A 25747-nucleotide genomic window follows, 5' to 3' on the forward strand; every position below is an offset into this window, starting at 1 on the left:
CGGTAAACTGCTCTCTCTGACTCTGAATGCCCCGAAATGGCAAGGACACTGTGCAGGACAATTCCTCTTTTTACGCACACACGGAGAAAGCCACCCCTTCACCATCGCTTCAGACTGGCAGCCTGATAACCAAGAGCTCACGCTCGTTATCAAAGATTTGGGCGATTACACACACCGCCTGCCACAACGCCTGAACATTGGCGACACCGTTCAAATCGATGGTGCATACGGACGTTTTGACTTTTCTGATAAGCAAGCGCAAATTTGGGTCAGCAACGGCATTGGTTTTACCCCATTTCTTGCACGCCTTAATGAACTGGCGAAACAGCCAATTACCCAGTCGATAGACTGGTTCCATGCTGATAGAAATCTGTCTGCCGATACGCTTGCCCATTGGCAAAATTTAGCGCAACAAGCCAACGTGAATTTCCACTATATCCCTTCGGAAACCCAAAGGCTCACCGCCGAACATATCGGACAGACTGTCCGCGACAGCGCCAACCGCAGCCTGTGGCTATGTGGAAGCAGCAGCTTCACGCGCAGCATTTCAGACAACCTGAAAACAAGGTCGCAACATTTGGAATTCTTTGAATTCCGCTAAACATCCATAGATGTAGGATAGCTTGAGAGCGTAGTCTTAACCTAGTGCAAATAAAAACAAGTCCAAGCCTTCAAAATGAAGCTGCGGACTGTTTTTTTGTTTTTCAGACGACCTTTAGCACTTAAAGAGGTTTCAGTCTGATAATGCAGCCTTAATAGTATGAAAAGAAAAGTAGTCCGCAGCTTCATTTTGAAGGTGTAGGCTATTTTTTAATTTTCTGGTTATCCTTACAGTAGAGTCCTTACAAAATTCCTTAAATGTTTAGATAGGACTTTAAGGGGAGGTGTAAAAAGCTATGGCCGTCTGAAATATTTCAGACGGCCATATATTCACAAGGATAGAACAGGGGAGTATTAGCTACCGATCAGTTTCAAACGTTGACCAGGAGTCACAGTACGGGTATTACGGTTCCAACGGCGGATATCATTGACATCAACATTGAAACGGTTGGCGATGGTGTTTAAAGTATCGCCTTTGCGTACAGTGTAGGAAACGTTTTGAATCGGGTTGCTGCGGACTTTTGCCGGAGCAGCTGTAACACGAAGGATTTGGCCTTTTTTGATATTGTTACCTTTGATGTTGTTGGCAATAATCAAATCAGCTACGCTCAGGTTATAACGTTTGGAGATGTTAAATAACGTATCGCCATCTTCTACACGGTGTGTACCTGCTGCAAGTGCTGCAGTTTGTGTGTCTTGTTGACCGCTTACACGGGCAAGACGTGCATTGATGCGGCTTTGCTGTTTAACGATATTGGCTGCGATACGTTCTGTACGAGCGCTTTCAGCAGTCACAACAGTTTGAACTTGTTTGGTTTCAGGAGTCGCTTCAGCAACAGTTGCTGCCGGTTCATCTGTAGGTCGGCTTTGTACTAAGGTCATCAGGTCATCATGCTCTTCTTGAACCGGCGCGGCAGCAACAGATTCAACTGCAGGAGTAGGGGCTACATCGTTTGTAGCAACAGTCGGTGCAGTCAAGTCTGCAGGGATAGCTGCTTTTGGTGCTTCTGCAACATTTGTAGCAGCAGGCTCAGCAGTAGTATGGATCATGGCTACAACAGGGGCAGCTACTTCTGCACTTGCAACTTGAGACTGCGCCTTGGTTTCTGTTGCCGCTATGGAAGTAACGTTATCAGCTTTGCTACGTGCAATAAAGTCAACCGGTTTGCTGGACTGTGGAATAACAGGTGCAACAATATTGGTCACGGTAGTTTGAGCGACTTTAACCGGTTCTGCTACGTTGGAAGCAATAATCGGAGACATGGCCGGCATATTGGATTGGTAAGTATCCGGCGTATTATCTTTGTCGATAAAGTTAATGATATCTTGACTTTGGGTAGCTGAGTTTTTAGCTACCAAAATGCTGCGGCCTTCAGAAATGGCGCTACCGCTCAGGCCGTTGAGGCGTTTGAGTTCGGCTACGCTCATGCCGGTATCGTTGGCAATGGCATTAAGCTTTTTGTTACCCAAGGAAGTATAAATATCCCAAGACATCAGGGTATCTGGATTGGCATTGCGGTAGTTCTTTTCAAATGCAGAAACCGCAGAAACTGGCAACAACAGACGACGGTTGTTTTTAGGGATGAATACCGGGGCATTGAAACCTGGGTTGAGTGCTAGCAGTTCGCTTTCGCTGATGTTTGCAAAGCGAGCGATTGTGCTGTTATCAATAGGTTTGTCGATGCTGATGGATTTGAAATACGGCTGATTGCTGATTTCGCTGATATTCATGCCGAAAGTTTGCGGATTGGCAACGATATTGCGGACGGCCAAAAGTTTGGGAACGTAATTGCGTGTTTCGTTCGGCATACGCAGGTTTTCGTATGTCGGCTCCAAACCTTGAGCACGGGCACGGTTTACGGCGCGGCCGACGTTACCTTCGCCCCAGTTGTAAGCGGCAAGGGCCAAAGACCAATCGCCGAACATGCCGTGCAGGTATTGCAGGTAGTTTAATGCGGCATCGGTAGCGGCATAAACGTCGTGGCGGCCGTCATATAAAGGCGTTTTTTCCAAGCCGAAGTGGCGGCCGGTAGCCGGCATAAATTGCCACAGGCCGGATGCGCCGACATGAGATTTGGCTTTGGTTACGAATGCGCTTTCAATGAAAGGCAGTAAAGCGATTTCAGCAGGCATATTGCGTTTTTTAACTTCATTGGCAATATGGTACATATAAGGTTTGCTGCGGGAGATGGTGCGGTCGAAATATGCACTGTTTGCTGCAAATTTGTTTTCATGGCGGCGAACCAGTTCTGTGTTGACTTCGTTGATGCGGAAGTCTTTACGCAATGATGCCCACAAGCTGCCAGAGCCGAAAGTTTGTGCTTTGGCTTGGTCGAGCAGGGAGGAGTTGAGGCGCATCATGGCCATGCCGACTTGGTTGGGCGTAGCGTTTTGCGCGTAGGCTGTGGCGGAAACTGCCGACAGGCTTGAAACGGTCAGAGCGATGGTTTTTAGTTTTGCCATAGTAAATAGAGTTATCAAATATATAATAAAATTTCGTCTTTTCGATGGTATCGTTTCAGCATTCAAACGTCAAGTCGGGCAGGGAATTTGCTTGTATGATGTGGTCGTGGTGTTAAAATTCTGTCACACAAGTCGGGATGCATAGGGGAGTCTTTAATGGAAGTTTTTTTTATACAAACGCCAATGGGACAATATCTTGCTCAAAAAGAGGCGGATTTTTTCAGACGGCATTTGCAATATTTGAATGGTCAAGTGGCAGTTCAATTAGGCGGTATATGGCAGAGGCCGTCTGAAAATATGATTGTGGTGCCGTGCGATGTGCGGATGGATGCTGAAATGTTGGCATTTGAAACTCATTCTGTGGATGTGTTATTGATGCCCCATCTTTTGGAAATTTCATCTGCCGATTTGGTATTGAAAGAGGCGTTTAGGGTATTAAACCCTGAAGGAAGGTTGATTTTGACGGGGTTTAACCCTAGATCTTTGTGGGGATTTAGCTCGTGGTTTGATGGCAAAAGACTGCCTATGAAATCTCAATGCTTGGCTCTGGCTGAGTTGAAACGAAAAATTGCCGCTATTGGTTTTGAAATGGAATATGGGCAGTTTATGGATTATCTGCCTGCGGTAAATTCGCCATCTGCTTTGAAGTTCTGGCGGTTTATGGAAAAGGCCGGGGATAGGTGGTGGCCGCAGTGTGCGGCGGTTTATGGTGTGGTTTTAACGAAACATTTGATTGGTGTCCGTCCTTTGCCTGAATTGGAATCTGCATTCGATGGCAATACGGTTGCTTTAAGTACGGCACGTTTGGCCAAATAGTTTTCAGACGGCCTATATATAATGATGAATTTGGAGAATAATGATGCCTGAATTACCTGAGGTGGAAACGACTTTACGCGGAATCGCGCCGCATATTGATGGCAAAAAGATAGAAAAAGTCATTATTCGCCAGTTTAAATTGAGATGGCCTATTCATCCGAACTTGGCGCAAATTTTGGCCGGGCGCAAGGTTTTGACATGCAACCGTCGTGCGAAGTATTTGATTATTACTTTTGAAACGGGTATTTTACTTATTCATTTAGGCATGTCCGGCAGTTTGCGGATTTTTACCGTCGATGATGAGCGTATCGCCACGCCGGATAAACATGATCATTTAGATTTTGTATTTAATGACGGCACAGTATTGCGTTATCACGATCCGCGTAAATTTGGTGCGGTATTGTGGTATGAGGGTATTGCAGAGCATCATCCTCTGTTGGAAAAGTTGGGGCCGGAGCCGCTCTCGGATGATTTTGATGTAAATTACCTGTATCAGAAATTAAAAAACCAAAAGCGTGCGGTCAAATTAGCGCTGATGGATAATGCGGTGGTGGTTGGCGTCGGCAATATTTATGCGAATGAAAGCCTGTTTAAGGCAGGTATTTCACCATTGCGTCCGGCGAATAAGCTGACCAAGAAAGAATGCACATTATTGGTGGAGACTGTTAAAGCAGTTCTGCAAAGGGCGATTGAAACGGGCGGCAGTACGCTACGAGACTTCGTTAATAGCGATGGGAAAAACGGCTACTTTCAGCAGGAATATACGGTTTACGGCCGCCACAATGAGCCTTGTGTCCAATGTGGCGGGTTGATTTTTAAAGAAACTTTGGGGCAGCGTGGAACATTTTATTGTCCAAATTGCCAGAAATAGTTTCAGACGGCCTTAAATGTCAGAGGCCGTCTGAAAATAATGAACACAATACAGAAGAAATTTTATGTCTAAACAAAAAGCTCCTTTTTTTAAACGACTGGGCAGACTTTGCCGTTTGGCAGCTTGGTTATTCAGAACCGGTCGGGATTTGCGTGCCATCGATGGCAACAACGCAGAGGAACGCAATCACGCTGTGGTTGTTTTGGGAAAAGGTGCATTGGATGCTTTGGATATCGAATTGGAAATCGGCGTACCGCCTCAAGGAAATGTGAGCGGTACTTTGGTCGTGGCCAACCATGTGTCTTGGTTGGATATTTTTGCTATGAGCGCCGTTTATCCGAGCAGTTTTATTGCAAAAAAGGAAATCAGCGGTTGGCCGGTTTTGGGGAAAATGGGTAAAAATGCCGGCACGGTGTTTATTAACCGCAATTCCCGCCGTGATGTCGAGCCGATTAATCAGGCGATTTGTGCGGCATTGAAAGCAGGGCAGAATGTCAGCTTCTTCCCCGAGGCGCGGACTTCTTCCGGCTTGGGTATTTTGCCGTTTAAAGCAGCCCTGTTTCAATCGGCTATTGATGCGAAAGCGCCGATTCAGGCGGTAACCTTACGCTATTATGATGATGAAGGACAACGGACGGATCTGCCATCCTATGCGGAGGTAAACCTATTTCAGTCTTTATGGCGCATTGTTTCTATGAAGAAAATCCGTATCCGTTTGGATTTCTTGCCTCAGTACAAACCGACAGACATGCCGGATAAAGACCGCTATGCTTTGAAGGATATTGCGGAAACAGCCATCGGTGAAATTGTGGCTTCGGATTCTCCCGTTCAGCCTTTACCTAAAAAATAATTTCAGTCAGGTACTTGTTTTATTTCAGACAGCCTTCATTTAGAAGAATAGCTGTTTTCGGTTTAATTGAATTGATAGTTTGATGTAATTAATATTATTTGAACTATAAATTATACAAATCGATAGGCCTGCATTAAAATGCAAGCATTGATTCATTTCTCAAACCCGAATTTTTAAGGAGCTTAAAAATGGCTTTGCAAGATCGTACCGGTCAAAAAGTACCTTCCGTAGTATTCCGCACTCGCGTTGGTGACACTTGGAAAGATGTTTCTACTGATGATTTGTTCAAAGGCAAAAAAGTAGTCGTGTTCTCTCTGCCTGGCGCATTTACTCCAACTTGCTCTTCTTCTCATCTGCCACGCTACAACGAATTGTTTGGCGCGTTCAAAGAAAACGGTATTGACGCAATCTACTGCGTATCTGTAAACGATACTTTCGTCATGAACGCTTGGGCTGCTGAAGAAGAAGCTAACAACATCTACATGATTCCTGATGGCAACGGTGAATTCACTGAAGGCATGGGCATGTTGGTTGGCAAAGAAGACTTGGGCTTCGGCAAACGCTCTTGGCGTTACTCCATGCTGGTTAACGACGGCGTGATTGAAAAAATGTTTATCGAACCTGAAGAACCAGGCGATCCTTTCAAAGTGTCTGATGCTGACACTATGTTGAAATATATCGCTCCTGAGTGGAAAGCTCAAGAGTCTGTTGCCATCTTCACCAAACCTGGCTGCCCATTCTGTGCTAAAGCTAAAAAAGCTCTGCAAGACAAAGGCTTGTCTTACGAAGAAATCGTATTGGGCAAAGATGCAACTGTTACTTCCGTACGCGCTATTACCGGCAAGATGACTGCTCCTCAAGTATTCATCGGCGGCAAATACATCGGCGGCAGCGAAGACTTGGAAGCTTACTTGGCTAAAAACTAATTGCCTGTATGCTTGAGACGGCTTGAAAAGGCCGTCTGAAAGACCCAAATATAGAGTTATTCAGACGACGTTTACAAATCGGCGTTCTGAATAACTCTATATTTACAAGTAGAATTTGAGATTATTGTTTTAAATCGATATTTAGATATTGGCTATTGATTTTTAAATTTTGATAGTTTATGAAGTTTAGGTCGTCTGAAAAATGGATAACCTGATGGCAATATCGGTTTGGATATAGACAGTAAGGATAAAATATGAAAAAGATTCAAGCAGATGTGGTAGTACTGGGTGGCGGTACAGCCGGTATGGGCGCATTTCGCAATGCCCGACTTCATACAGACAATGTTTACCTGATTGAAAACAATGTATTCGGAACAACTTGTGCGCGTGTCGGCTGTATGCCGTCCAAATTGCTGATTGCAGCTGCGGAAGCGCGCCATCATGCTCTGCATACCGATCCGTTTGGCGTGCATTTGGATAAAGACAGCGTAACGGTAAACGGCGAAGAAGTCATGCACCGCGTGAAGTCCGAACGCGACCGTTTTGTCGGTTTTGTAGTCAGCGATGTAGAAGAGTGGCCTGCCGACAAGCGCATTATGGGTACGGCAAAATTTGTTGACGAACACACCGTCCAAATTGATGACCATACTCAAATCACTGCAAAAAGTTTTGTGATTGCCACCGGTTCGCGTCCTGTGATTTTCCCTCAGTGGGAAGTTTTGGGTGATCGCTTGATTGTGAACGATGATGTTTTCTCTTGGGATACCCTGCCTAAGAGTGTGGCCGTATTCGGACCTGGCGTAATCGGTTTAGAGTTGGGTCAGGCTTTGCACCGTTTAGGCGTGAAAGTTGAAATTTTTGGCGTGGCCGGTGCGATTGGTGGTATTTCTGACCCTGTTGTCGCTGAAGAAGCCAAAACCGTTTTTGGTGAAGAGTTGACTTTGCATTTGGATGCCAAAACCGAAGTCAAATTGGACGCAGAAGGCAATGTTGAAGTTCATTGGGAACAAGATGGCGAAAAAGGTGTGTTCCATGCCGAATATGCTTTGGCTGCCGCCGGTCGCCGTCCGAATGTGGACAATATCGGTTTGGAAAACCTGAATATCGAAAAAGATGAGCGTGGCGTGCCTGTTGCTGATCCGCTGACCATGCAAACCAGCATTCCGCATATCTTTATCGCAGGCGATGCATCCAATCAATTGCCTCTGCTGCATGAAGCTTCCGACCAAGGCAAAATTGCCGGTCATAATGCCGCTATTTTCCCGAATATTGAGGGCGGTTTGCGCCGTAGCGTCATCGGCGTGGTATTCACCAGTCCGCAAATTGCCACTATCGGCTTGAAATATGCGCAAGTTACGGCAAAATATCAGCCTGATGAGTTTGTAATCGGCGAAGTTTCCTTCCGAAACCAAGGCCGCAGCCGCGTTATGTTGGTCAACAAAGGCCATATGCGTTTGTATGCTGAGAAAGCAACCGGCCGTTTCATTGGTGCGGAAGTTGTCGGTCCTGCTGCCGAACATTTGGCACACTTGATGGCTTGGGCGCATCAAATGAAGATGACGATTCCGCAAATGCTGGATATGCCGTTCTACCATCCGGTTATCGAGGAAGGTCTGCGCACTGCATTGCGTGATGCCGATGCAAAATTGAAACAGGCTTGATTATTTGATGGAATAAAGGCCGTCTGAAACTTGTAGTGAGGTTTCAGACGGCCTTTTTTATGCTTTGAAGCTGTTAAATCAATTCTAAATCCGGACCGGCATTTTGCGCACGACGGCTTCGTAATTGAATGTCTAAGCGCAAATCATGGGCGGAGTCGGCATTTTTAATGGCGTCTTGATAGCTGATATCGCCGTTTTCATACAAATCATACAAAGCTTGGTCAAAAGTGATCATGCCCATGCCGGTTGATTTTTTCATCATTTCTTTGATGTTGTGGACTTCACCTTTTTGAATCAAGTCGGCAATAATCGGCGAATTGAGTAAAACTTCGACTGCCGCAACGCGACCCCTGCCACTTTCACGGGGAATCAGTCGTTGTGAAATAAAGGCTTGCAGGTTGAGCGATAAGTCGGTTAGCAACTGGGTACGGCGCTCTTCGGGGAAGAAGTTGATGATGCGGTCGAGTGCTTGGTTGGTACTGTTGGCGTGCAGTGTCGCCATACATAAATGGCCGGTTTCCGCGAAGGAAATAGCGTAGTCCATGGTCTCGCGGTCTCGGATTTCACCAATCAGGATAACATCCGGCGCTTGGCGCAGGGTGTTTTTCAGCGCAATCGGCCAATTTTCTGTATCTACACCGATTTCACGTTGGGTGATGATGCAGTTTTTGTGTTGGTGGATAAACTCAATCGGGTCTTCGATGGTAATAATGTGGTCGAAGCTGTTTTCGTTTCGATAGTCGATAAGGGAGGCGAGGGAAGTGGACTTGCCCGAACCTGTACCACCGACAAAAATAATCAGGCCGCGTTTTCTGAGGGCAATGTCTTTCAGAATAGGGGGCAGATTGAGCGTTTCAAATTTTGGAATATTGCTGGTAATGGAGCGGAACACCAATGCAGTCGCACCGCGTTGAACCATTGCATTGACACGGAAGCGACTGGTATCGGGCAGGCTGATGGCGAAGTTACATTCGTTGGTGGAAGAAAATTCTTCGATTTGTTTGGAAGACATAATCGAAAAAGCGATTTCCATACATTTTTCAGCACTTAGCGGCTCATCGCTCAGTCGCGTGATTTTGCCGTCCACTTTCATGGCCGGAGGGAAATTGGTGGTAATGAAAAGGTCGGAGCCTTTGTATTTGTTCATATGGCGTAGCCAAGCGAACAATTCTTCTTTTGCGCCCGGAGTATTTTCGTCAAACATAAGAATTTAGATAGTTAATGTTAAGTTATTTTATTGAGAATAATTATAACAGAAGCAATCATTATTTGCTGTTTGCCCGCTAGAGTGGCTATCTGTTTTAAATTGAGTGTCGTTCTAGGAATATAGCAGATTTTTCAGTATCCCTGTGATTTTAAATTCTGCTGTTATAATGTTGCCCGATTAGTGAATGGAAAGGTAACGAGATGTCAGTACAAACAATTGCCGTGGTCGGCGCAATGGAACAGGAAATCGAGCTTTTGCGTGAAAGCATGGCCAATGTCAAGCATGTATCCTTCGGTAAATTCTCGGCGTATGAAGGCGAATTGGCCGGAAAACGCATGATATTGGTTTTGAGCGGTATCGGTAAGGTTAATGCAGCGGTTTCGACTTCTTGGGTCATTCATCAGTTTGCACCGGATTGTGTCATCAATACCGGTAGTGCAGGCGGTTTGGGTCAGTGCCTGAAGGTCGGCGATGTGGTCATCGGCGAAACTGTGGCGCATCATGATGTCGATGTAACGGCTTTTGGTTATGTTTGGGGACAGCTGCCGCAACTTCCTGCTGTGTTTGCATCGGATGAAAACCTGATTCGCCAAGCAGAAAAGGCGGCGCAAGTGTTTGAAGGTGCGGCCGTAACGCAAGGCCTGATTGTCAGTGGCGACCGTTTTGTGCACAGCAGTGAAGGTGTCGCGGAAATCCGCAGCCATTTCCCTGAAGTAAAAGCAGTGGAAATGGAAGCTGCGGCAATTGCGCAGACTTGTCACCAGTTGGAAGTGCCGTTTGTGATTATTCGCGCCGTATCCGATTCGGCAGATGAGAAAGCGGATATCAGCTTTGAAGAGTTTTTGAAAACGGCGGCCGTCAGCTCGGCGAAGATGGTTATCGAGATTGTCAAATCGCTATAAAATCATGCAGAAACGTTGAATTTCCGTTAGAATACGGAACGATTCAACCTTATTCTAAGGCCGTCTGAAAACCGAATCCCTGTTTTTTCAGACGGCCTTTCCGACTTTAATTGCATTTATCTTAATAACAATATGAAAAACATACGGAATTTCTCCATTATTGCCCACATCGACCACGGTAAATCGACGCTTGCCGACCGTTTTATCCAATACTGCGGCGGTTTGGATTTGCGCGAAATGAGTACGCAGGTGCTCGACTCCATGGACATCGAAAAAGAGCGCGGCATTACCATTAAAGCGCAAACCGCCGCGCTCAACTATAAAGCACGAGACGGGCAGGTGTATCAGCTCAATCTGATTGATACTCCGGGACACGTCGACTTCTCTTACGAAGTTTCCCGTTCGCTGTCGGCTTGCGAAGGCGCGCTTTTGGTGGTTGACGCGTCTCAAGGCGTAGAAGCGCAAACCGTGGCGAACTGCTATACCGCGATTGATTTGGGCGTGGAAGTCGTGCCTGTTTTGAACAAAATTGACTTGCCTGCCGCAGAACCCGAACGCGTGGAGCAGGAAATTGAAGACATTATCGGCATTGATGCCGTCGGTGCGGTTCAATGTTCTGCCAAAAGCGGCATTGGTGTGGAAGATGTTTTGGAAGAAATCGTTGCCAAAATTCCCGCGCCGACCGGCGATGAAAACGCGCCGTTGCAAGCGGTTATTGTCGATTCGTGGTTTGACAACTACGTCGGCGTGGTCATGCTGATTCGTGTGAAAAACGGTACCGTCAAGCTGAAAGACAAAGTACGCTTTATGAGCACCAAGGCGGAAACTCAGGTTGAGCAGCTGGGCGTATTCACACCAAAATCAGTTCAAAAACAAGAACTGAAAGCCGGCGAAGTGGGCTTTTTGATTACCGGCGTGAAAGAATTGGGTCAGGCGAAAGTCGGCGATACGGTTACTTTGGTTGCCAACCCTGCCTCTGAGCCGCTGCCCGGCTTCCAAGAAGTACAAAGCCAAGTATTTGCAGGCCTCTATCCTGTGGAAAGCCACGATTATGAAGCTTTGCGTGACGCGTTGGAAAAATTGCAGCTGAACGATGCTTCGTTGAAATTTGAGCCTGAAGTTTCCCAAGCATTAGGTTTCGGCTTCCGTTGCGGCTTCTTGGGCCTGTTGCACTTGGAAATCGTGCAGGAGCGTTTGGAGCGCGAGTTCGACATGGACTTGATTACCACTGCGCCAACGGTGGTTTATGAAGTCGTGTTGAAAAACGGCGAGAAAATCGAAGTTGAAAATCCGTCCAAACTGCCTGAAATCAGCACCATCGAAACCATTCTTGAGCCGATTATTACTGCGACCATCCTCGTGCCGCAGGAATATGTCGGTAACGTTATGACTTTGTGTAATCAAAAGCGCGGCGTCCAGGTCAATATGCAATACATGGGCCGCCAAGTCATGCTGACTTATGATTTGCCGATGAACGAAGTCGTGATGGACTTCTTCGACAAACTTAAATCGACTTCGCGCGGTTATGCTTCGTTGGACTACCATTTCAAAGAGTTCCAACCGTCTGATTTGATTAAGCTCGACATTATGGTTAACGGCGAAAAAGTCGATGCCCTGAGCCTGATTGTCCACCGTCAAAGCGCCGTTCACCGCGGTCGCGAGCTGGCAGCAAAAATGCGCGAACTGATTCCGCGCCAGATGTTTGATATTGCCGTACAGGCCGCTATCGGCAGCCAGATTATCGCCCGCGAAAACGTTAAAGCCCTGCGTAAAAACGTTTTAGCGAAATGTTACGGCGGCGATATTACGCGTAAGAAAAAACTTCTCGAAAAACAAAAAGCAGGTAAGCGCCGCATGAAACAAGTGGGCAATGTGGAAATCCCGCAAAGCGCGTTCTTGGCGATTCTGCAAGTGAGTGATAAATAATGAGTATAAATCTGACTTTAGGCGCAATCGTTGTACTGCTGGCCGGCTTGGTCCTCAACTTTAAAAGCAGTAAAGAGCGTCAGGAAAACGGCGAATGGAGCTCCGGCCTGCAATGGAGTTATCTCTTGTGCATGGTCGGCGTATTCGGCATTTTGTCCGAGTATATGAGCTTTACCGCCGTATTGCTGGTGTTTGTCGTGTTCACTGGTATTGTTTGGGCAATCCATAAAGGCCGTCTGAAAAAAAGCGAGACCGGCGAAGACAATGCGCATTTTACCGACTATATGGGCGGCTTTTTCCCCATCATCTTGGTTATCTTTGTGTTGCGCAGCTTTATTGCCGAGCCGTTCCAAATTCCGTCCAGCTCCATGCGTCCTGGCTTGGTCAAAGGCGATTTTATCTTGGTGAACAAATTTTCTTACGGTATCCGCCTGCCGATTTTGAATAAGGTCATTATCCCTGTTGGCAACATTGCCCGAGGCGATGTCGTGGTGTTCAATTACCCACTTCAGCCTGAGATGAATTACATCAAGCGCATCGTCGGTATTCCGGGCGACGTTGTGGAATACCGTGATAAGGTTTTGACTGTTAACGGAGAAATTATTTCCGAAAAACCAAATGGCAATTATCAATACGCAGATGATACCGATCCGTCTATGATTCATACGCTTGAGCGTTTTCATACTGCCTTGAACGGCAAAAACTTTGATGTGGTCAAAGAGGCCGGTCAGCCTTCCGTATCTATTGCTGTATTGAACAAATACATCTCCGAAGTGATGCCTGAAAACAATTACTCGCTTGAAACAAGCGGTTTGGAAAATTGCGAATACGCAGAAGACGGTAATGGCTTTATCTGTAAAGTTCCTGAAGGCCGTTATTTTGCGATGGGCGACAACCGTGACAACAGCGCCGATTCCCGTTATTGGGGATTTGTCGATGACAAACTGATCGTCGGTAAAGCCTTCTTCGTTTGGATGAACTTTGGCGAACTCAGCCGTATTGGTACCAGCATCCAATAAGCAATAAACAGATTAAAAGGCCGTCTGAAGTTTTTCGGACGGCCTTTTTTGTATCTATTTTTTGTCTTTTAACGAACCTAAATAAATCGCCAATAAAGTCAAAGTGGCGCCGCTCCATTGGACGGTATTAATCGGTTTATCCAGCCAGAAATAATCGATCAACATGGCGGCGACTGGTTCGGAGAGCAGTAGGAGGCCGGTCAGTGACAAGGATAAAAGCGGGATGGCGTAAGCAATCAATGCCCAAGCGAAGCATTGCATGACGATGCCGTAGATGGAGACTAGAATTACATCGTTTAAAGTTTTGGGGTATAGATGGGCGGCATCGAATAGCAGCGATGGGATGACCAGCGCCATTGCGCCGCCGAAGCTTAAAATCATCATCAGCGAAAACAAACCGACTTTTTCCTGCTCATGGGTTTTGCGTACGAAGACCATAGACAGGGCCAGCATGGCACCGGATACTACGCCGCTGACAAATCCCCATGCGGCATTGTTGTTATGGCTGAACTCTGGACTGCCGATTAAGGCGACGCCTATGGTGGCCAATATCAAACTTAAAATTTGCAGGGCACTTAAACGTTCGGAATAAAAGAAGAAGCCGATGGCGGCTAAAAAGAAAATCTGCAGGCTGTTGAGCAAGGTGGAAATGCCGGGGCCTACGGCGTGAATGCTTTCGTGCCAAAGGGCGAGGTCGAATGCGAGAAAAACGCCGGATAAGATTGCGTAGCCAACTGTTTTTCTTTTCGTGGGCATTTTTTGTCTGAAAAAACGCCCGAGCAGGAAGAATATAGGGGCGGCGATCAGCAAGCGCCAAAATGCGATGGCGTAAGAGCCGACATCGACAAATTTGACGATTAAACTGCCCAAGCCGAAGACGACGCAGCCGACGACCAGCAGGGGCGCTGCATAATTTCCCGAACGTGTGTCCATCGGCTTCTCCAAGAATCAAATGAAGGCGATTATTCCATAAAATATAGCTGGGGCGCTAATGATAAATAGTCGTAAGCCAAGATAAAGGGTTTATGATGTAAGGCCGTCTGAAAACTTTTTCAGACGGCCTTTTGATGATTTTCTGGCTTAATTTCGTATTGTTGTAGTATAAAATCGTTTTACGCCGTGTTTTCAGACGGCCCGATCAGTTTTAGTTTTGAGAAAAGGATATTGGAAATGGCAAACCCTATTCGTGCGTTTTTGGATTATGTGCCGTCGGTTGATGAGTCTTGTTTTGTAGATGAGACTTCGGTAGTGATTGGCGAAGTGTCGCTGGCGGAAGATGTATCGATATGGCCTTATGCCGTATTGCGCGGCGATGTGAACAGTATTTCTATCGGCAAACGCAGTAATGTGCAGGACGGCAGCGTTTTGCATGTGTCGCATAAGAATGCGGCGAAGCCTGACGGTTCGCCTTTGATTATCGGCGATGATGTGACGATTGGGCATAAGGTCATGCTGCATGGCTGTCGAATTGGGAATCGTGTGTTGGTGGGCATGGGCTCGATTATTTTGGATGATACGGTTGTCGAAGATGATGTGATGATAGGCGCGGGCAGTTTGGTGCCGCCGCGCAAACGTTTGGAAAGCGGTTTTTTATACGTCGGCTCGCCTGTGAAACAAGTGCGTCCGCTGACTGATGAGGAAAAGGAATTTTTGACGTATTCGTCCGCGCATTATGTCCGCCTGTCCGGCCAGCATAAAATTTCAAAATAAGGAAAATCAATACAATGAACGCAATTTATCTGGCTTCGGGCAGTCCGCGCCGTCGTGAGATTTTGGAGAATTTAGGTTTTACGGTACGCCGCCTTCCTGCGGATATTGATGAAACCCCTAAAGAAGGCGAAGCTGCAGTAGAGTATGTGCGCCGTATGGCCTGCGAGAAAAATCAGGCAGCGGTGACGCAATGGTTTGCTACTCATGATCAAGAGCCTGAGTTTGCTGTATTGACGGCGGATACGACGGTGGCAGATGGTGCGGTTATTTTGGGTAAACCGGAATCCGAGGCAGATGCGGTCGATATGCTGGAACGCTTGTCTGGACGGACGCATCAAGTGCTGACGGCTGTATGCGTTTACTGGCAAGGCGTGCGCCATGATGTGGTGCAGGCGAGTGAAGTGCGCTTTAAAACGTTGGCGGCTGAGGAGATTGCAGCCTATGTTGCCAGCGGCGAGCCGATGGATAAAGCCGGTGCGTATGGGATTCAGGGCTTGGGCGGCGTATTTGTCGAGCATTTGCAGGGCAGTTTTACGGGCGTGATGGGTTTGCCGGTTTATGAGACCGCGCAACTACTGAAATCTTTGGGTTTGGAAGCGCCGCCGTTTGCTTTAAATTAGGCAAATGCCGTCTGAAAGCGTGCCGACAAAAACGCCTGTTTCAGTTACAATACTGCCTTAAACAGCTTGTTTGAAGAAAGATATGAAAGAACATAAGGCCCGGAAACGCTTCGGGCAGAATTTTTTGCAGGATACGCGGATTATTAGCGATATTGTCAACGCGGTCAGACCGCAGCCTGACGATATCGTGATCGAAATCGGCCCTGGCTTGGCTGCCATTACCGAGCCTTTGGCGAAGAAACTCAATCGCCTGCATGTTTGCGAAATCGACCGAGACATCGTACGTCGTCTGAAAACCTTGCCGTTTGCAGATAAATTGGTGATACACGAAGGCGACGTATTACAGTTTGATTTCAACAGCATTGAAGGCAAGAAAAAAATTGTCGGCAACCTGCCGTACAATATTTCTACGCCGCTTTTGTTTCGATTGAGCGAAGTGGCAGACGATGTGATCGATATGCACTTTATGCTGCAAAAAGAAGTGGTTGAACGCATGGTGGCTCAGCCGAAAACCAATGACTATGGCCGTCTGGGCGTAATGCTGCAATATTTCTTCGATATGGAAATGTTGATTGAGGTGCCGCCCGAGTCCTTTGATCCTGCTCCGAAAGTGGATTCGGCCGTGGTGCGCATGATTCCGGTGAAACACCGCATTGGTAAAGCAGAAGATTTTGAACATTTTGCCAAACTGGTAAAACTGGCTTTCCATCAACGCCGCAAAACCATACGCAATAATTTGAAGGAACTTGCCGGCGATGATGATTTGCAGGCAGTCGGCATCAATCCGCAGGACAGGGCAGAACACATTGCCGCTGAGAAATATGTGGAATTGAGCAATTATCTGGTTCAAAAGGCCGTCTGAAAGGTTGGGAACTTAATGTTGAAAAAATATGTCTGGTGTGGGCTGGCTGTACTTATTACCGGTACGGCATTTGCATTAGGCACCGGCGGAGAAGAAAACCTGCGGCGCAAAGCAAAAGCCGGCGATGCTGAAGCGCAATATCTGCTGGCCATGCAGTTGGAAATGACAACAGACCCTGTAAACCTCAAAGAAAGCGAGTTTTACTATTGGCTGAAAAAAGCCGCAGAAAACGGCGAAGGAGCGGCACAAGACTTACTTGATGATATTGAAGCCGAATATGATAAAACAGCTTTAGAAGACGAACTTGCGCCTAACGGTTCACAAAAATTGATGAATGAAGTGTTCAAACTGGAAAATCAGAAGCAGAAAAATTATCCGCTGATCAAAGAAAAATTATTTAAAGCGGCAGCTTTGAGCAACTACGCAGCTTTAGCAGATACCGCATGGCTGTTTGGAAATCGGGACAATGCGCAGAAATACGGCGTTCCCTTCAATCCCCTGAAAGCCTGCATCCTGTCGGTATATACCAACAACCGTTATGGCGACTTGAACAAAGATGCATTGGATATATTGTGTCGCGGCATTTATACCAAGGACAACAGTGAGAAAATCGAGCATTACGCCAAACAGATTAAAAACAGGCCGTCCAAAATCTGGTCAATTTTAGAGAATGTCAAATAAACATGATTAAATTCAAAAATGTACACAAACATTTTAAAGATTTGCACGTTATCAACGGCGTGAATTTGGAAGTCAAACAAGGCGAAGTGGTCGTTGTATGCGGCCCTTCGGGCAGTGGCAAATCTACGCTGATTCGTACGGTAAACCAACTCGAGCGCATTGAAAGCGGCGAGATTTGGGTGGACGGCATCAATGTTGCCGATCCGAAAACCGATTTGAACAAAGTGCGCGAAGAAGTAGGTTTTGTGTTCCAAGGATTCAATCTGTATCCGCATTTGACTGTCTTGGAAAATATCATTCTTTCTCCGATGAAAGTGAAAAATCAAAGTCGTGAAGAGGCGGAAAAGAAAGCGATGGAGCTTTTGGAACGCGTCGGTTTGGCGCATAAAAAAGACGCGCTGCCCGGTCAGCTTTCCGGCGGTCAGCAGCAACGTGTGGCGATTGCACGCGGTTTGGCGATGGAGCCGCGCGTCATGTTGTTTGACGAGCCGACTTCCGCGCTTGACCCTGAAATGGTCGGCGAGGTATTGAAAGTAATGAAAGACTTGGCGGAAAGCGGCATGACCATGATGTGTGTGACCCATGAAATGGGTTTTGCGCGCGAAGTTGCCGACCGTGTGATTTTTGTCGATAAAGGCCAGATTCTGGAAGATGAAACGCCGGAAGAATTTTTTACCAATCCGAAACACGAGCGTGCCAAACAATTCCTGCAACAGGTGATGACACATTAAACTCGGGCCGTCTGAAATTTCAGACGGCATGATCGGTTCGAATGATTTTGAAAGTTGAAAATAATGTATTTTGTTGACCGTACTGCTGTCGTGCTGAAGCCGACCGCCCGTTTTTTGGAATGGCTGAAATCCGCCGATGAAAATATGCCCGATCTGACCGTCGAGCAACTGCGCACCAACTGCTCCGTATTCCTTGTGCCACAATTTGACGAACCCGAATCCGTCATTTCTTATTTTGACGAACGCTACCAGCAGATTTTTGAAGCCGAATTGGCAGGCTGGGACATCGATAAAAGCAAATGGCCGCAAGACATGAGTTTGAAAGCTTTTTGGGAATTTTTCGATACCGAAATCCACGATATGGTTTTAGATATGGAAGAGGCGGAATTGAACATTACGCCTGTTTTCGACAATATGATGTAAAGCCGTGCGAAGTTTTCAGACGGCCTTAAAGCCCTCGCGTTCTTTGAAAATTCTGATTGTCTTCTTACACCTTTCGACGTTGGCCTTATGCCTTGTCGAGTTTTACGGCTGGATGATGTGGCTGGGTTTGGCGGCATTGGCCGGTAGTTTTACCTATGCTTGGCGCAGCGTTAATTTTCAGACTCGAAATGCGGTCAGAAAAATCATCATCGACCGCCAATACCGTGCGACGGTTTACTTGAATGACGAGGAAGAGGGAAGAAGCGCTGTTTTGCAAGACGGCAGTATGTTGACAGTTTATGCTTTGTTTCTGCAATGGAATGTTGATGGAAAAATGGTTAAACACTGCATCTTGCCCGACATGACCGACCGCGATGCCTACCGCCGTCTGAAAGTGTGGGCGCGCTGGTGCCGGGAAAAAGAAGACAAAGCAGAACTTGCGGCAGATATGGATTAAACGGCTGTTTCAGACGGTCTTTTGAAGCGATAAATACAATGAAAACATTACAAGACTGGCTTTCTCATTTGGAGACTGCCCATAGTTCCGGCCTTATCGATATGGGCTTGGAACGCGTGGGAGAAGTGAAAAAACGCATGAATTTGGTGCCGCAATGTCCTGTCGTCGTGGTGGCGGGTACCAATGGCAAAGGTTCCGTATGTGCCTATTTGTCGCATATTTATAAAGAAGCCGGTTTTAAAGTCGGTACGCTGACCAGTCCTCATCTTCTGCGTTACAACGAACGAATCGCCATCAACACTCAGCCGGTTTCAGATCAATTGATTGTTTCCTCATTTGAGCGTATCGAAGCGGCGCGCGGTGAAATTTCGCTGACGTATTTTGAGTTTAATGCTTTGGCTGCCGTCGATATTTTCATGCATGAACATGTGGATGTAATGATTTTGGAAGTCGGTTTGGGCGGGCGATTGGATGCTGTGAATGTATTCGATGGCGACTGCTCGGTCGTTACCAGCGTGGATTTGGATCATCAGGCATTTTTGGGTGATACTGTCGAACAGGTCGGTTTTGAAAAAGCCGGAGTGTTCCGTAGCGGTAAACCAGCCGTGTGCGGTCAGAATCCTGCGCCTGAATCATTGGTTAAACACGCAGAAGAAATTGGTGCAAAACTGTTGATGGTTCAGCGAGATTTTGATTTTGCGTCAATGGAAAGCGTACAGTGGAATTACCGCTTCCATCCGCAATCTTCAGACGGCCAAAGCCGTAACCGCAATTCCTTGCCGTTTCCTGCTTTGCGCGGTGCCTATCAGTTGTCCAATGCCGCGTGTGCATTGACGGTGTTGGAATGTTTGAACGAACAATTACCGGTTGATATCGGCGCGATTAAACGCGGTTTGCTGTTGGTTGAGAATCCTGGACGTTTCCAAGTTTTGCCCGGCCGTCCGCTGGTGGTTTTGGATGTCGGCCACAATCCGCACGCAGCCCGTGCTTTGCGCCGCAGCCTGATTAACCTTGCCTTTGCCCAAAAACGTACCGCCGTATTCAGTATGTTGTCCGATAAAGATATTGATGGCGTGCTGGAAATCGTTAAAGACCAGTTTGACGAATGGAATATCGCGCCTTTAGATGTACCGCGCGGCATGACGGTAGAGGCTTTGAAGGCCAAATTGGCTGAACATGGCATCGACAATGTAAATGTTTTTGAAACTGTCGCTGCTGCCTACCGCGCTGCTTTGGCTAAAGCGACCGAAAATGATAGAATCGTTGTTTTCGGCTCATTCCATACTGTTGCCGATGTAATGGCTGTTTTGAAAGAACACTAACGAGGAAATTATCATGTCCGACAATAAACAAAAAGAAACTCCAAACGGATACGATTTAGACGGTTACGAACGACTCAAACGTCGCAACCGCCGTCGCTTGGTCTTGGCCTCCGGCTTGGTGGTGGCATCGGGTATGCTGTTCGGTCTGGCGCTGACTTCCGGCGACGATAAAAATTCACCGTTTAAAGAAGCGCCTGTCGGTCAGAGCCAAGTCAAAACGGCTGACGAGCCGAGCAAGGCCGTTGTTTTAGAGCCGAATAAAGAAGATGTCGCTGCTGCTGAGGAGGCTGCCCGCCATGCGGATGCCGAAGCATCAAATAAACCGCAAAATGCAGGCGACGAAGAAGACAATGCGCCGGTTGAAGTATTGAAGCCAAGTCGTGAATCTGCTCCCGAAGATGTTGGCGAGCCGTTGGTTTTGATCAACGATACTTTGGATGACGGCAATATTAAAGGCTTGGAAGAGTCTGAACGTATTCAACGCGCCGAGGCTGCCAAACGTGAAGCTGCGGAGCGCCGAGCCGAAGAGCGCCGCCAACGTCAGGCAGAACAACGTGCTGCTGCAGCCCGTAAAACACAAGCCCAACAGGAAGCTGCTGAGAAAGAAAGCGCATTGGCAGCTAAAAAACGCGCACTTCAAGCGCGTGCTGAAAAAGCAGAACGTGAAGCCGCTGCCGAACGCAATAAATTGGCACAATTGGAAAAAGCAGAGAAAGCCATTGCCGAACGTAAATCTGCCAAAAACAGCAAAGACAGCGTAAAAGACAAGGCCGAGCCTGCTAAGAAAGCAGAGGCCAAAGTTGAAAAACCAAAAAATGAAAAGGCTAAACCGGAAACGGCCAAAGCAGAAAAAGCCGATAAGGTAAAAACTGCCGAGAAGCCGTCTGAAAAAGCCAAACCTAAAGCTGAAAAAGAAAAAGCAGAAGCCAAACCTGCTAAAAAAGCCGCCATTCAGGCTGGTTATGCTGAAAAAGAACGCGCACAAAGCCTGCAACGTAAAATGAAAGCCGCAGGTATCGATTCGACCATTACTGAAGTGATGACCGATAAAGGTAAGGTGTATCGCGTGAAATCAGCCAATTATAAAAATGCACGCGATGCAGAGCGCGATTTGAACAAATTGCGTGTACATGGCATTGCCGGTCAGGTGACCAGTGAGTAATTTGCCTGTTGCCGATTTGTTGGCGGCCGCCGTCATCGTCATCTGCATCATTATCTCGTTGACACGGGGTATTATTGCCGAAGCAGGGGCGATGGTGGCGTGGGTGGTATCGTTTATTGCAGCCAGAACGCTCGCCATGCCATTTGCCGATGTAGTCTTTAAATCGGTTGAACCGCATTCCTTGGCGGTTGCGATGGGTTTTGCCGCTGTGTTTTTTCTGGCATGGCTGTTGCAGAAACTGGCACGATCGCTGTTGAGTAGTTTGATGTCTGCCGTTGGTCTGGGAAGCATTAACCGTTTGCTTGGTGGCATATTCGGTGCAGTGAAGGGTGTGATTTTGGTGACACTGGCAGTGATGGTTTTTTCACACACTGATTTGCCGAAAACGGAAGAGTGGCAAAGTTCGCACACAATTCCGTATTTTGAATCACTTGCCGATGCTGCAATGCCTTATTTGCCTGGAAAAGATACCGCAATGCCGCATCTTTCGGGTAAAGCAGCTGAAGTTGAAGAATTGGATGATTGAGTTTGACGGATTCAGACGGCCTATGGGTCGTCTGAATCCGTTTTTATTTGCGTAAATTTAGCATCATATTGTTAACAATTCGAGCAAACTCATCTAAATTATTTTATAATGACGGCTTACCCATTTAATCTTCAAACTCGGAGAAGCACGATATGTGTGGTGTATTAGGTTTGGTTAGTCATGAGCCGGTCAATCAGATGTTGTATGATGGTTTGCAGATGTTGCAACACCGTGGTCAGGACGCAGCAGGTATTGTTACTGCCGAAGGCAATATATTTCATATGCACAAGGGCAAAGGCATGGTGCGCGAAGTGTTCCGTACCCGCAATATGCGCGACTTGATCGGTAATGCCGGCATCGCGCACGTCCGCTATCCGACTGCAGGCAATGCGGGCAGCAGTGCAGAAGCCCAGCCGTTTTATGTCAGCTCCCCATTCGGCATTGTTTTAGCACACAATGGTAATCTGACCAATACCGAAGAGCTGTATGAAAACGTATGCAACAAACACCTGCGCCACGTTAATACCAGCTCCGATTCTGAAGTTCTACTCAATGTATTCGCGCACGAATTACGCCGCGAAGTCTCTAAAAATACAGCCCCTTATCAACTTACCATCGACAATATTTTCAACGCCGTTTCCGAAGTACACCGCATAGTGCGCGGCGCATACGGTGTCGTAGCCATGATTGCCGGATATGGCATGGTTGCCTTCCGCGATCCTCACGGTATCCGTCCGTTGGTATTGGGTTCGCAAACCGATGAATCCGGTAAAAAATCGTATGCCGTTGCCTCTGAATCAGTTGCTTTCAATGCGCTTGCCTATGATTTGGAACGCGATATCCAGCCGGGTGAGGCCGTGTTTGTCAGCTTTGACGGTTCAATCGTGTCGTGTCAATGCAGCGATAAAGTCAAACTCAGCCCTTGTCTCTTTGAATACGTCTATTTCGCGCGTCCCGACTCCGTCATCGACGGCGTATCCATCTATCAGGCGCGTCTGGATATGGGCGTTTCTTTGGCGGAAAAAATCAAACGCGAGTTGCCTGTTGACGATATCGATGTCGTGATGCCGATTCCTGATACCAGCCGACCCAGCGCGATGGAGCTTGCCGTCCATCTCGAAAAACCATATCGCGAAGGTCTGATTAAAAACCGCTATATCGGCCGCACCTTCATCATGCCCGGACAAGCAACGCGTAAAAAATCTGTACGCCAAAAACTCAGCCCAATGGAAACCGAGTTTAACGGCAAGAGCGTTTTGTTAGTGGATGATTCCATCGTGCGCGGTACGACCAGCCGTGAAATCGTTGAAATGGTACGAGCGGCAGGCGCACGCAAAGTCTATATTGCTTCTGCAGCTCCCGAAGTGCGCTATCCGAATGTTTACGGTATCGATATGCCGACCCGTGACGAACTGATTGCAAACGGTCGCAGCGCAGCAGAAATCTCGGCCGAGATTGGCGCGGACGGCATCGTCTTCCAAAACTTAGAAGACTTGGAAGCAGTAGTCAAAGCACTCAATCCAAAAATCGAATCCTTTGATTCTTCATGCTTTAATGGTGTCTATCAAACCGGCGATATCGACGAAGCGTATCTAAACCGTCTCTCTACCGAAAAATCAGGTTGTGGCGGCTTGAAAGTTCATCCAAGCAAAATGGAACACAGCATCAGTATCAGCGATAGCGATAGTGATGATGAAGAATAAAGTAAATTGACTTACAATAAAGGCCGTCTGAAAATTAATGTTCAGACGGCCTTTAATTATGTTTTAGACACATCATGAGTACCGAAACCAAAAATTACATCACACCTACCGGTTGGCAGGCACTGAAAGACGAACTTTATCATCTGGTCAACAAAGAACGCCCGGAAATCGTCCAAATCGTTAACTGGGCGGCAAGCAATGGCGACCGCAGCGAAAATGGCGACTATCTTTACGGCAAACGCCGTATGCGCGAAATCGACCGCCGTATCCGTTTTCTAACCAAACGCTTGGAAGCAGCCGTCGTCGTCGACCCTGAAGCGCGTGAAGCCACGGACCAGATTTTTTTCAGCGCCACCGTTGGCTTATTGCGCGGAGACGGTCGTGAACAAACCGTCAAAATCGTCGGCGTAGATGAAATCGATACCGCTAAAAACAAAATCTCATGGATTTCCCCTTTGGCGCGCAACCTGATTAAAGCACGCGAAGGCGATGAAGTTGTCTTGGATACACCGGAAGGACGCGAGGTTATCGAGATTCTGTCGGTGGAATATATTAAGATTGACTGATTATGCTTGAATAAAAACTATAAAGGCCGTCTGAAAAATATACTTTCAGACGGCCTTTAAAATGATTTAAATGAAAATCCTACATTTGCACCGAGCCGCTGACGGTCAGGCTGATTTCTTCTGAACCCGGAGAGGCTGGTACGCCATCTTCTATTCCTGCAGCCATCTCTGCGACGGGGGCTGCCCGTAACATTTTGGCGCGTGCGAAATTGCCGCCGACTTGGCGGTTGCCGATGTGACCCAGGTTGAGTTTAACGATTTTGTAGCTGGAGAAGCCGAGTGTTTGGGCGAGGTTTTGGGCGCGGTCTTTGAAGCGCAGGATGACGGCCTTGCTCAGTTGGTCGACGGTTTCTTCGCGTTTTTCTTTGGATACGGAAAATGAGGAGTTTTCCAAAACGGCGATATTGATGCTGTCGGCAATCAGGCGGTTGAGTGCTTCAAAGTCTTTGCTTTCTACTTTGAAGTAGGCGTGTTCCTCCCAGCCGGTTTGGGTGCGTTTGCCGTTGGTGTATTGATAGCGCGGGGATGCGTTGCGCTCCATCAGCTCGGCTTTAAATTTGCTGTTTTGGGAGATTTTGTTGAACTGGTTGAATTTTTTCATGAAGGCTTGGTTGACGGCTTGACGGTCTTTGCCTTCTGTATTGATGCTGAAATGCGCGGTCATGGTATCCCGTGGCACTTCCATATTCGCGGATTCGGAAAATTCAATGATGTTGTAATTGAGGCTTTCTGCTGCAACGGGCAGGGAGGTGGCTAGCAGTAGGGCGGTAAGGGCTGGGCGGCGCATTTTGGTTTTCCTTGTAATGCGGATTTCAAAAAAGTAATTTAGCATGAAAGATGGAAACGTTGGCTTTGGCAGGCGTAAGGATTTGTATGGAGTGTGGCCGTCTGAAAAGAAGTTACTTTGTATTCATCAAGCCAACTTCATGGGGATTGAGGCGGGCTTTTTCTTCTTGGCCTAGGCCGACCAATTTCCGCAAGCGGGTCATGTAGGCGTTGACATCAAGACCACGTCCGTAGCGTTGTGCTTCCCAGATGGTTTCTGCCAAGGCTTCCATCATATCGTGTTCGGCTTTGACCCAGTCGCCGTTGTAACGGGCGCAAAGTTGTTGGTAGATGGCACGGATGCCTGGGGGCTGGTCGATGGCGCTTTGCTCTTGCAGGGAAAGGTGTAGCGACATGTGCAGGAATGGATTGCTTTCGCCGTCTTCGGGCAACCATTCTTTATCTAAATATTGTTCGATGTCTTCGAGATAGTGTCCGTATTCGGGATGGGCTTCGATAATGCGCAAAGCTTTTTGTTGCAGGCCGTCTAATTGGAGCGGTGCGAGCCTGTGTTGCCAAACGTGGGCGAAGAATCGGCGGACATCGTGGGTGTTTACGTCATACATGATGGGTGTGATTTGATTTTGGGATATGTGATTATATAGCGATTGCGATAAAAAAGGCCGAGACCTTTGCAAAATTCCTTTTTCCCCGACAGCCGAAACCTAAACACAGGTTTTCGGCTGTTTTTGTTTCAAAGATCCACTGATTCTACTCAAATATCCCCTTAATCCTCCTTGGATACCTGATTAATCAGGCATCCGGCCGCCTTTTAGGCAGCAACAGGCGCACTTAGCCTGTTGGCGGCTTTCAAAAGGTTCAAACACATCGCTTTCAGATGGCTTTGCGCACTCACTTTGAGCAGCCCGAAATAGGCTGCCCGGGCATAGCGGAATTTACGGTGCAGCGTACCGAAGC

At 47.3% G+C, this 25747-nt stretch carries 26 protein-coding genes and 1 pseudogene; 21 read left to right on the plus strand and 6 right to left on the minus strand.

What is annotated here, in order from left to right:
* Nucleotides 1–22: 22 nt before the first annotated feature.
* The gene (locus HMPREF2700_RS12005; RefSeq protein ID WP_283129676.1) at nt 23–601 is read left to right on the plus strand and encodes a ferredoxin reductase domain-containing protein; all 579 of its coding nucleotides are present in this window, start codon (nt 23–25) and stop codon (nt 599–601) included.
* A 353-nt stretch (nt 602–954) separates the two neighbouring features.
* Here HMPREF2700_RS12005 and HMPREF2700_RS05380 read toward each other — a convergent pair whose 3' ends face one another.
* Entirely contained in the window at nt 955–3063 is a 2109-nt protein-coding gene (locus HMPREF2700_RS05380; protein ID WP_070590817.1) for a LysM peptidoglycan-binding domain-containing protein, read from the minus strand.
* A gap of 156 nt (nt 3064–3219) precedes the next feature.
* On the opposite strand from HMPREF2700_RS05380, the gene HMPREF2700_RS05385 reads away from it, so the two are divergent.
* From HMPREF2700_RS05385 to HMPREF2700_RS05405, 5 genes are all read left to right on the plus strand, one after another.
* Complete coding sequence (locus tag HMPREF2700_RS05385; protein WP_070590818.1) at nt 3220–3879, plus strand: class I SAM-dependent methyltransferase; 660 nt, start codon at nt 3220–3222, stop codon at nt 3877–3879.
* A gap of 43 nt (nt 3880–3922) precedes the next feature.
* Entirely contained in the window at nt 3923–4750 is an 828-nt protein-coding gene (gene mutM, locus HMPREF2700_RS05390) for a DNA-formamidopyrimidine glycosylase (protein WP_070590855.1), read from the plus strand.
* A gap of 64 nt (nt 4751–4814) precedes the next feature.
* A complete protein-coding gene (locus tag HMPREF2700_RS05395; RefSeq protein ID WP_070590820.1) occupies nt 4815–5600 on the plus strand; it encodes a 1-acylglycerol-3-phosphate O-acyltransferase in 786 nt (261 codons plus the stop codon).
* Nucleotides 5601–5788: 188 nt separating this feature from the next.
* Nucleotides 5789–6526: a redoxin family protein gene (locus tag HMPREF2700_RS05400; RefSeq protein ID WP_070590821.1), complete on the plus strand. Its 738-nt coding sequence runs from the start codon at nt 5789–5791 to the stop codon at nt 6524–6526.
* Between the two features lie 254 nt (nt 6527–6780).
* Nucleotides 6781–8187 carry a dihydrolipoyl dehydrogenase gene (locus HMPREF2700_RS05405; RefSeq protein WP_070590823.1) on the plus strand — a complete coding sequence of 469 codons (1407 nt, stop codon included), beginning with the start codon at nt 6781–6783 and terminating at the stop codon, nt 8185–8187.
* 73 nt (nt 8188–8260) lie between these two features.
* Here the strand turns inward: HMPREF2700_RS05405 and HMPREF2700_RS05410 are convergent, their stop codons facing one another.
* On the minus strand, nt 8261–9391 hold the full coding sequence (locus HMPREF2700_RS05410) for a PilT/PilU family type 4a pilus ATPase (RefSeq protein WP_070590824.1): 1131 nt from the start codon (nt 9389–9391) through the stop codon (nt 8261–8263).
* 203 nt (nt 9392–9594) lie between these two features.
* On the opposite strand from HMPREF2700_RS05410, the gene HMPREF2700_RS05415 reads away from it, so the two are divergent.
* From HMPREF2700_RS05415 to lepB, 3 genes are all read left to right on the plus strand, one after another.
* Nucleotides 9595–10296, plus strand: a complete 702-nt coding sequence (locus HMPREF2700_RS05415) for a 5'-methylthioadenosine/adenosylhomocysteine nucleosidase (protein ID WP_070590826.1) — start codon at nt 9595–9597, stop codon at nt 10294–10296.
* 132 nt (nt 10297–10428) lie between these two features.
* Complete coding sequence (lepA, locus tag HMPREF2700_RS05420; protein WP_070590829.1) at nt 10429–12222, plus strand: translation elongation factor 4; 1794 nt, start codon at nt 10429–10431, stop codon at nt 12220–12222.
* Nucleotides 12222–13241 carry a signal peptidase I gene (gene lepB, locus HMPREF2700_RS05425; RefSeq protein ID WP_070590831.1) on the plus strand — a complete coding sequence of 340 codons (1020 nt, stop codon included), beginning with the start codon at nt 12222–12224 and terminating at the stop codon, nt 13239–13241. The genes lepA and lepB overlap by 1 nt, the downstream gene beginning before the upstream one ends.
* Nucleotides 13242–13295: 54 nt before the next feature.
* On the opposite strand, the gene HMPREF2700_RS05430 is transcribed toward lepB, so the two are convergent.
* Complete coding sequence (locus tag HMPREF2700_RS05430; protein WP_070590832.1) at nt 13296–14174, minus strand: DMT family transporter; 879 nt, start codon at nt 14172–14174, stop codon at nt 13296–13298.
* A gap of 237 nt (nt 14175–14411) precedes the next feature.
* On the opposite strand from HMPREF2700_RS05430, the gene HMPREF2700_RS05435 reads away from it, so the two are divergent.
* From HMPREF2700_RS05435 to greB, 12 genes are all read left to right on the plus strand, one after another.
* Nucleotides 14412–14951, plus strand: a complete 540-nt coding sequence (locus tag HMPREF2700_RS05435) for a gamma carbonic anhydrase family protein (RefSeq protein WP_049350611.1) — start codon at nt 14412–14414, stop codon at nt 14949–14951.
* A 14-nt stretch (nt 14952–14965) separates the two neighbouring features.
* Entirely contained in the window at nt 14966–15571 is a 606-nt protein-coding gene (locus HMPREF2700_RS05440) for a Maf family protein (RefSeq protein WP_070590834.1), read from the plus strand.
* Nucleotides 15572–15653: 82 nt separating this feature from the next.
* Nucleotides 15654–16433, plus strand: coding sequence for a 16S rRNA (adenine(1518)-N(6)/adenine(1519)-N(6))-dimethyltransferase RsmA (gene rsmA, locus HMPREF2700_RS05445; RefSeq protein WP_036490462.1), 780 nt, complete (start codon nt 15654–15656; stop codon nt 16431–16433).
* Nucleotides 16434–16448: 15 nt separating this feature from the next.
* A complete protein-coding gene (locus HMPREF2700_RS05450) occupies nt 16449–17114 on the plus strand; it encodes an SEL1-like repeat protein (protein ID WP_070590837.1) in 666 nt (221 codons plus the stop codon).
* Nucleotides 17115–17116: 2 nt separating this feature from the next.
* Nucleotides 17117–17845, plus strand: coding sequence for an amino acid ABC transporter ATP-binding protein (locus tag HMPREF2700_RS05455; protein ID WP_003747231.1), 729 nt, complete (start codon nt 17117–17119; stop codon nt 17843–17845).
* Nucleotides 17846–17908: 63 nt separating this feature from the next.
* A complete protein-coding gene (locus HMPREF2700_RS05460; RefSeq protein WP_003747228.1) occupies nt 17909–18268 on the plus strand; it encodes a hypothetical protein in 360 nt (119 codons plus the stop codon).
* A 4-nt stretch (nt 18269–18272) separates the two neighbouring features.
* Complete coding sequence (locus HMPREF2700_RS05465) at nt 18273–18725, plus strand: protein YgfX (RefSeq protein ID WP_070590839.1); 453 nt, start codon at nt 18273–18275, stop codon at nt 18723–18725.
* A gap of 38 nt (nt 18726–18763) precedes the next feature.
* Entirely contained in the window at nt 18764–20047 is a 1284-nt protein-coding gene (gene folC / locus HMPREF2700_RS05470; protein WP_070590840.1) for a bifunctional tetrahydrofolate synthase/dihydrofolate synthase, read from the plus strand.
* Nucleotides 20048–20060: 13 nt separating this feature from the next.
* Nucleotides 20061–21209 carry a cell division protein FtsN gene (gene ftsN / locus HMPREF2700_RS05475; protein ID WP_070590841.1) on the plus strand — a complete coding sequence of 383 codons (1149 nt, stop codon included), beginning with the start codon at nt 20061–20063 and terminating at the stop codon, nt 21207–21209.
* Nucleotides 21202–21735, plus strand: coding sequence for a CvpA family protein (locus HMPREF2700_RS05480; RefSeq protein ID WP_070590843.1), 534 nt, complete (start codon nt 21202–21204; stop codon nt 21733–21735). The genes ftsN and HMPREF2700_RS05480 overlap by 8 nt, the downstream gene beginning before the upstream one ends.
* Before the next feature lie 152 nt (nt 21736–21887).
* Entirely contained in the window at nt 21888–23438 is a 1551-nt protein-coding gene (gene purF, locus HMPREF2700_RS05485) for an amidophosphoribosyltransferase (protein ID WP_070590845.1), read from the plus strand.
* 74 nt (nt 23439–23512) lie between these two features.
* On the plus strand, nt 23513–24004 hold the full coding sequence (greB, locus tag HMPREF2700_RS05490; protein ID WP_070590847.1) for a transcription elongation factor GreB: 492 nt from the start codon (nt 23513–23515) through the stop codon (nt 24002–24004).
* Between the two features lie 79 nt (nt 24005–24083).
* Here the strand turns inward: greB and HMPREF2700_RS05495 are convergent, their stop codons facing one another.
* The 3 genes and pseudogenes from HMPREF2700_RS05495 to HMPREF2700_RS11630 all read right to left on the minus strand — a co-directional run.
* Nucleotides 24084–24791: an SIMPL domain-containing protein gene (locus HMPREF2700_RS05495; protein ID WP_070590848.1), complete on the minus strand. Its 708-nt coding sequence runs from the start codon at nt 24789–24791 to the stop codon at nt 24084–24086.
* A gap of 112 nt (nt 24792–24903) precedes the next feature.
* Nucleotides 24904–25395 carry a DUF1841 family protein gene (locus tag HMPREF2700_RS05500; protein ID WP_070590850.1) on the minus strand — a complete coding sequence of 164 codons (492 nt, stop codon included), beginning with the start codon at nt 25393–25395 and terminating at the stop codon, nt 24904–24906.
* 206 nt (nt 25396–25601) lie between these two features.
* A pseudogene (locus HMPREF2700_RS11630) lies at nt 25602–25747 on the minus strand (IS5/IS1182 family transposase); the annotation flags it as partial.

Origin of the sequence: Neisseria sp. HMSC068C04 (assembly GCF_001810105.1) — a bacterium.
Lineage (GTDB): Bacteria > Pseudomonadota > Gammaproteobacteria > Burkholderiales > Neisseriaceae > Neisseria > Neisseria flavescens_B.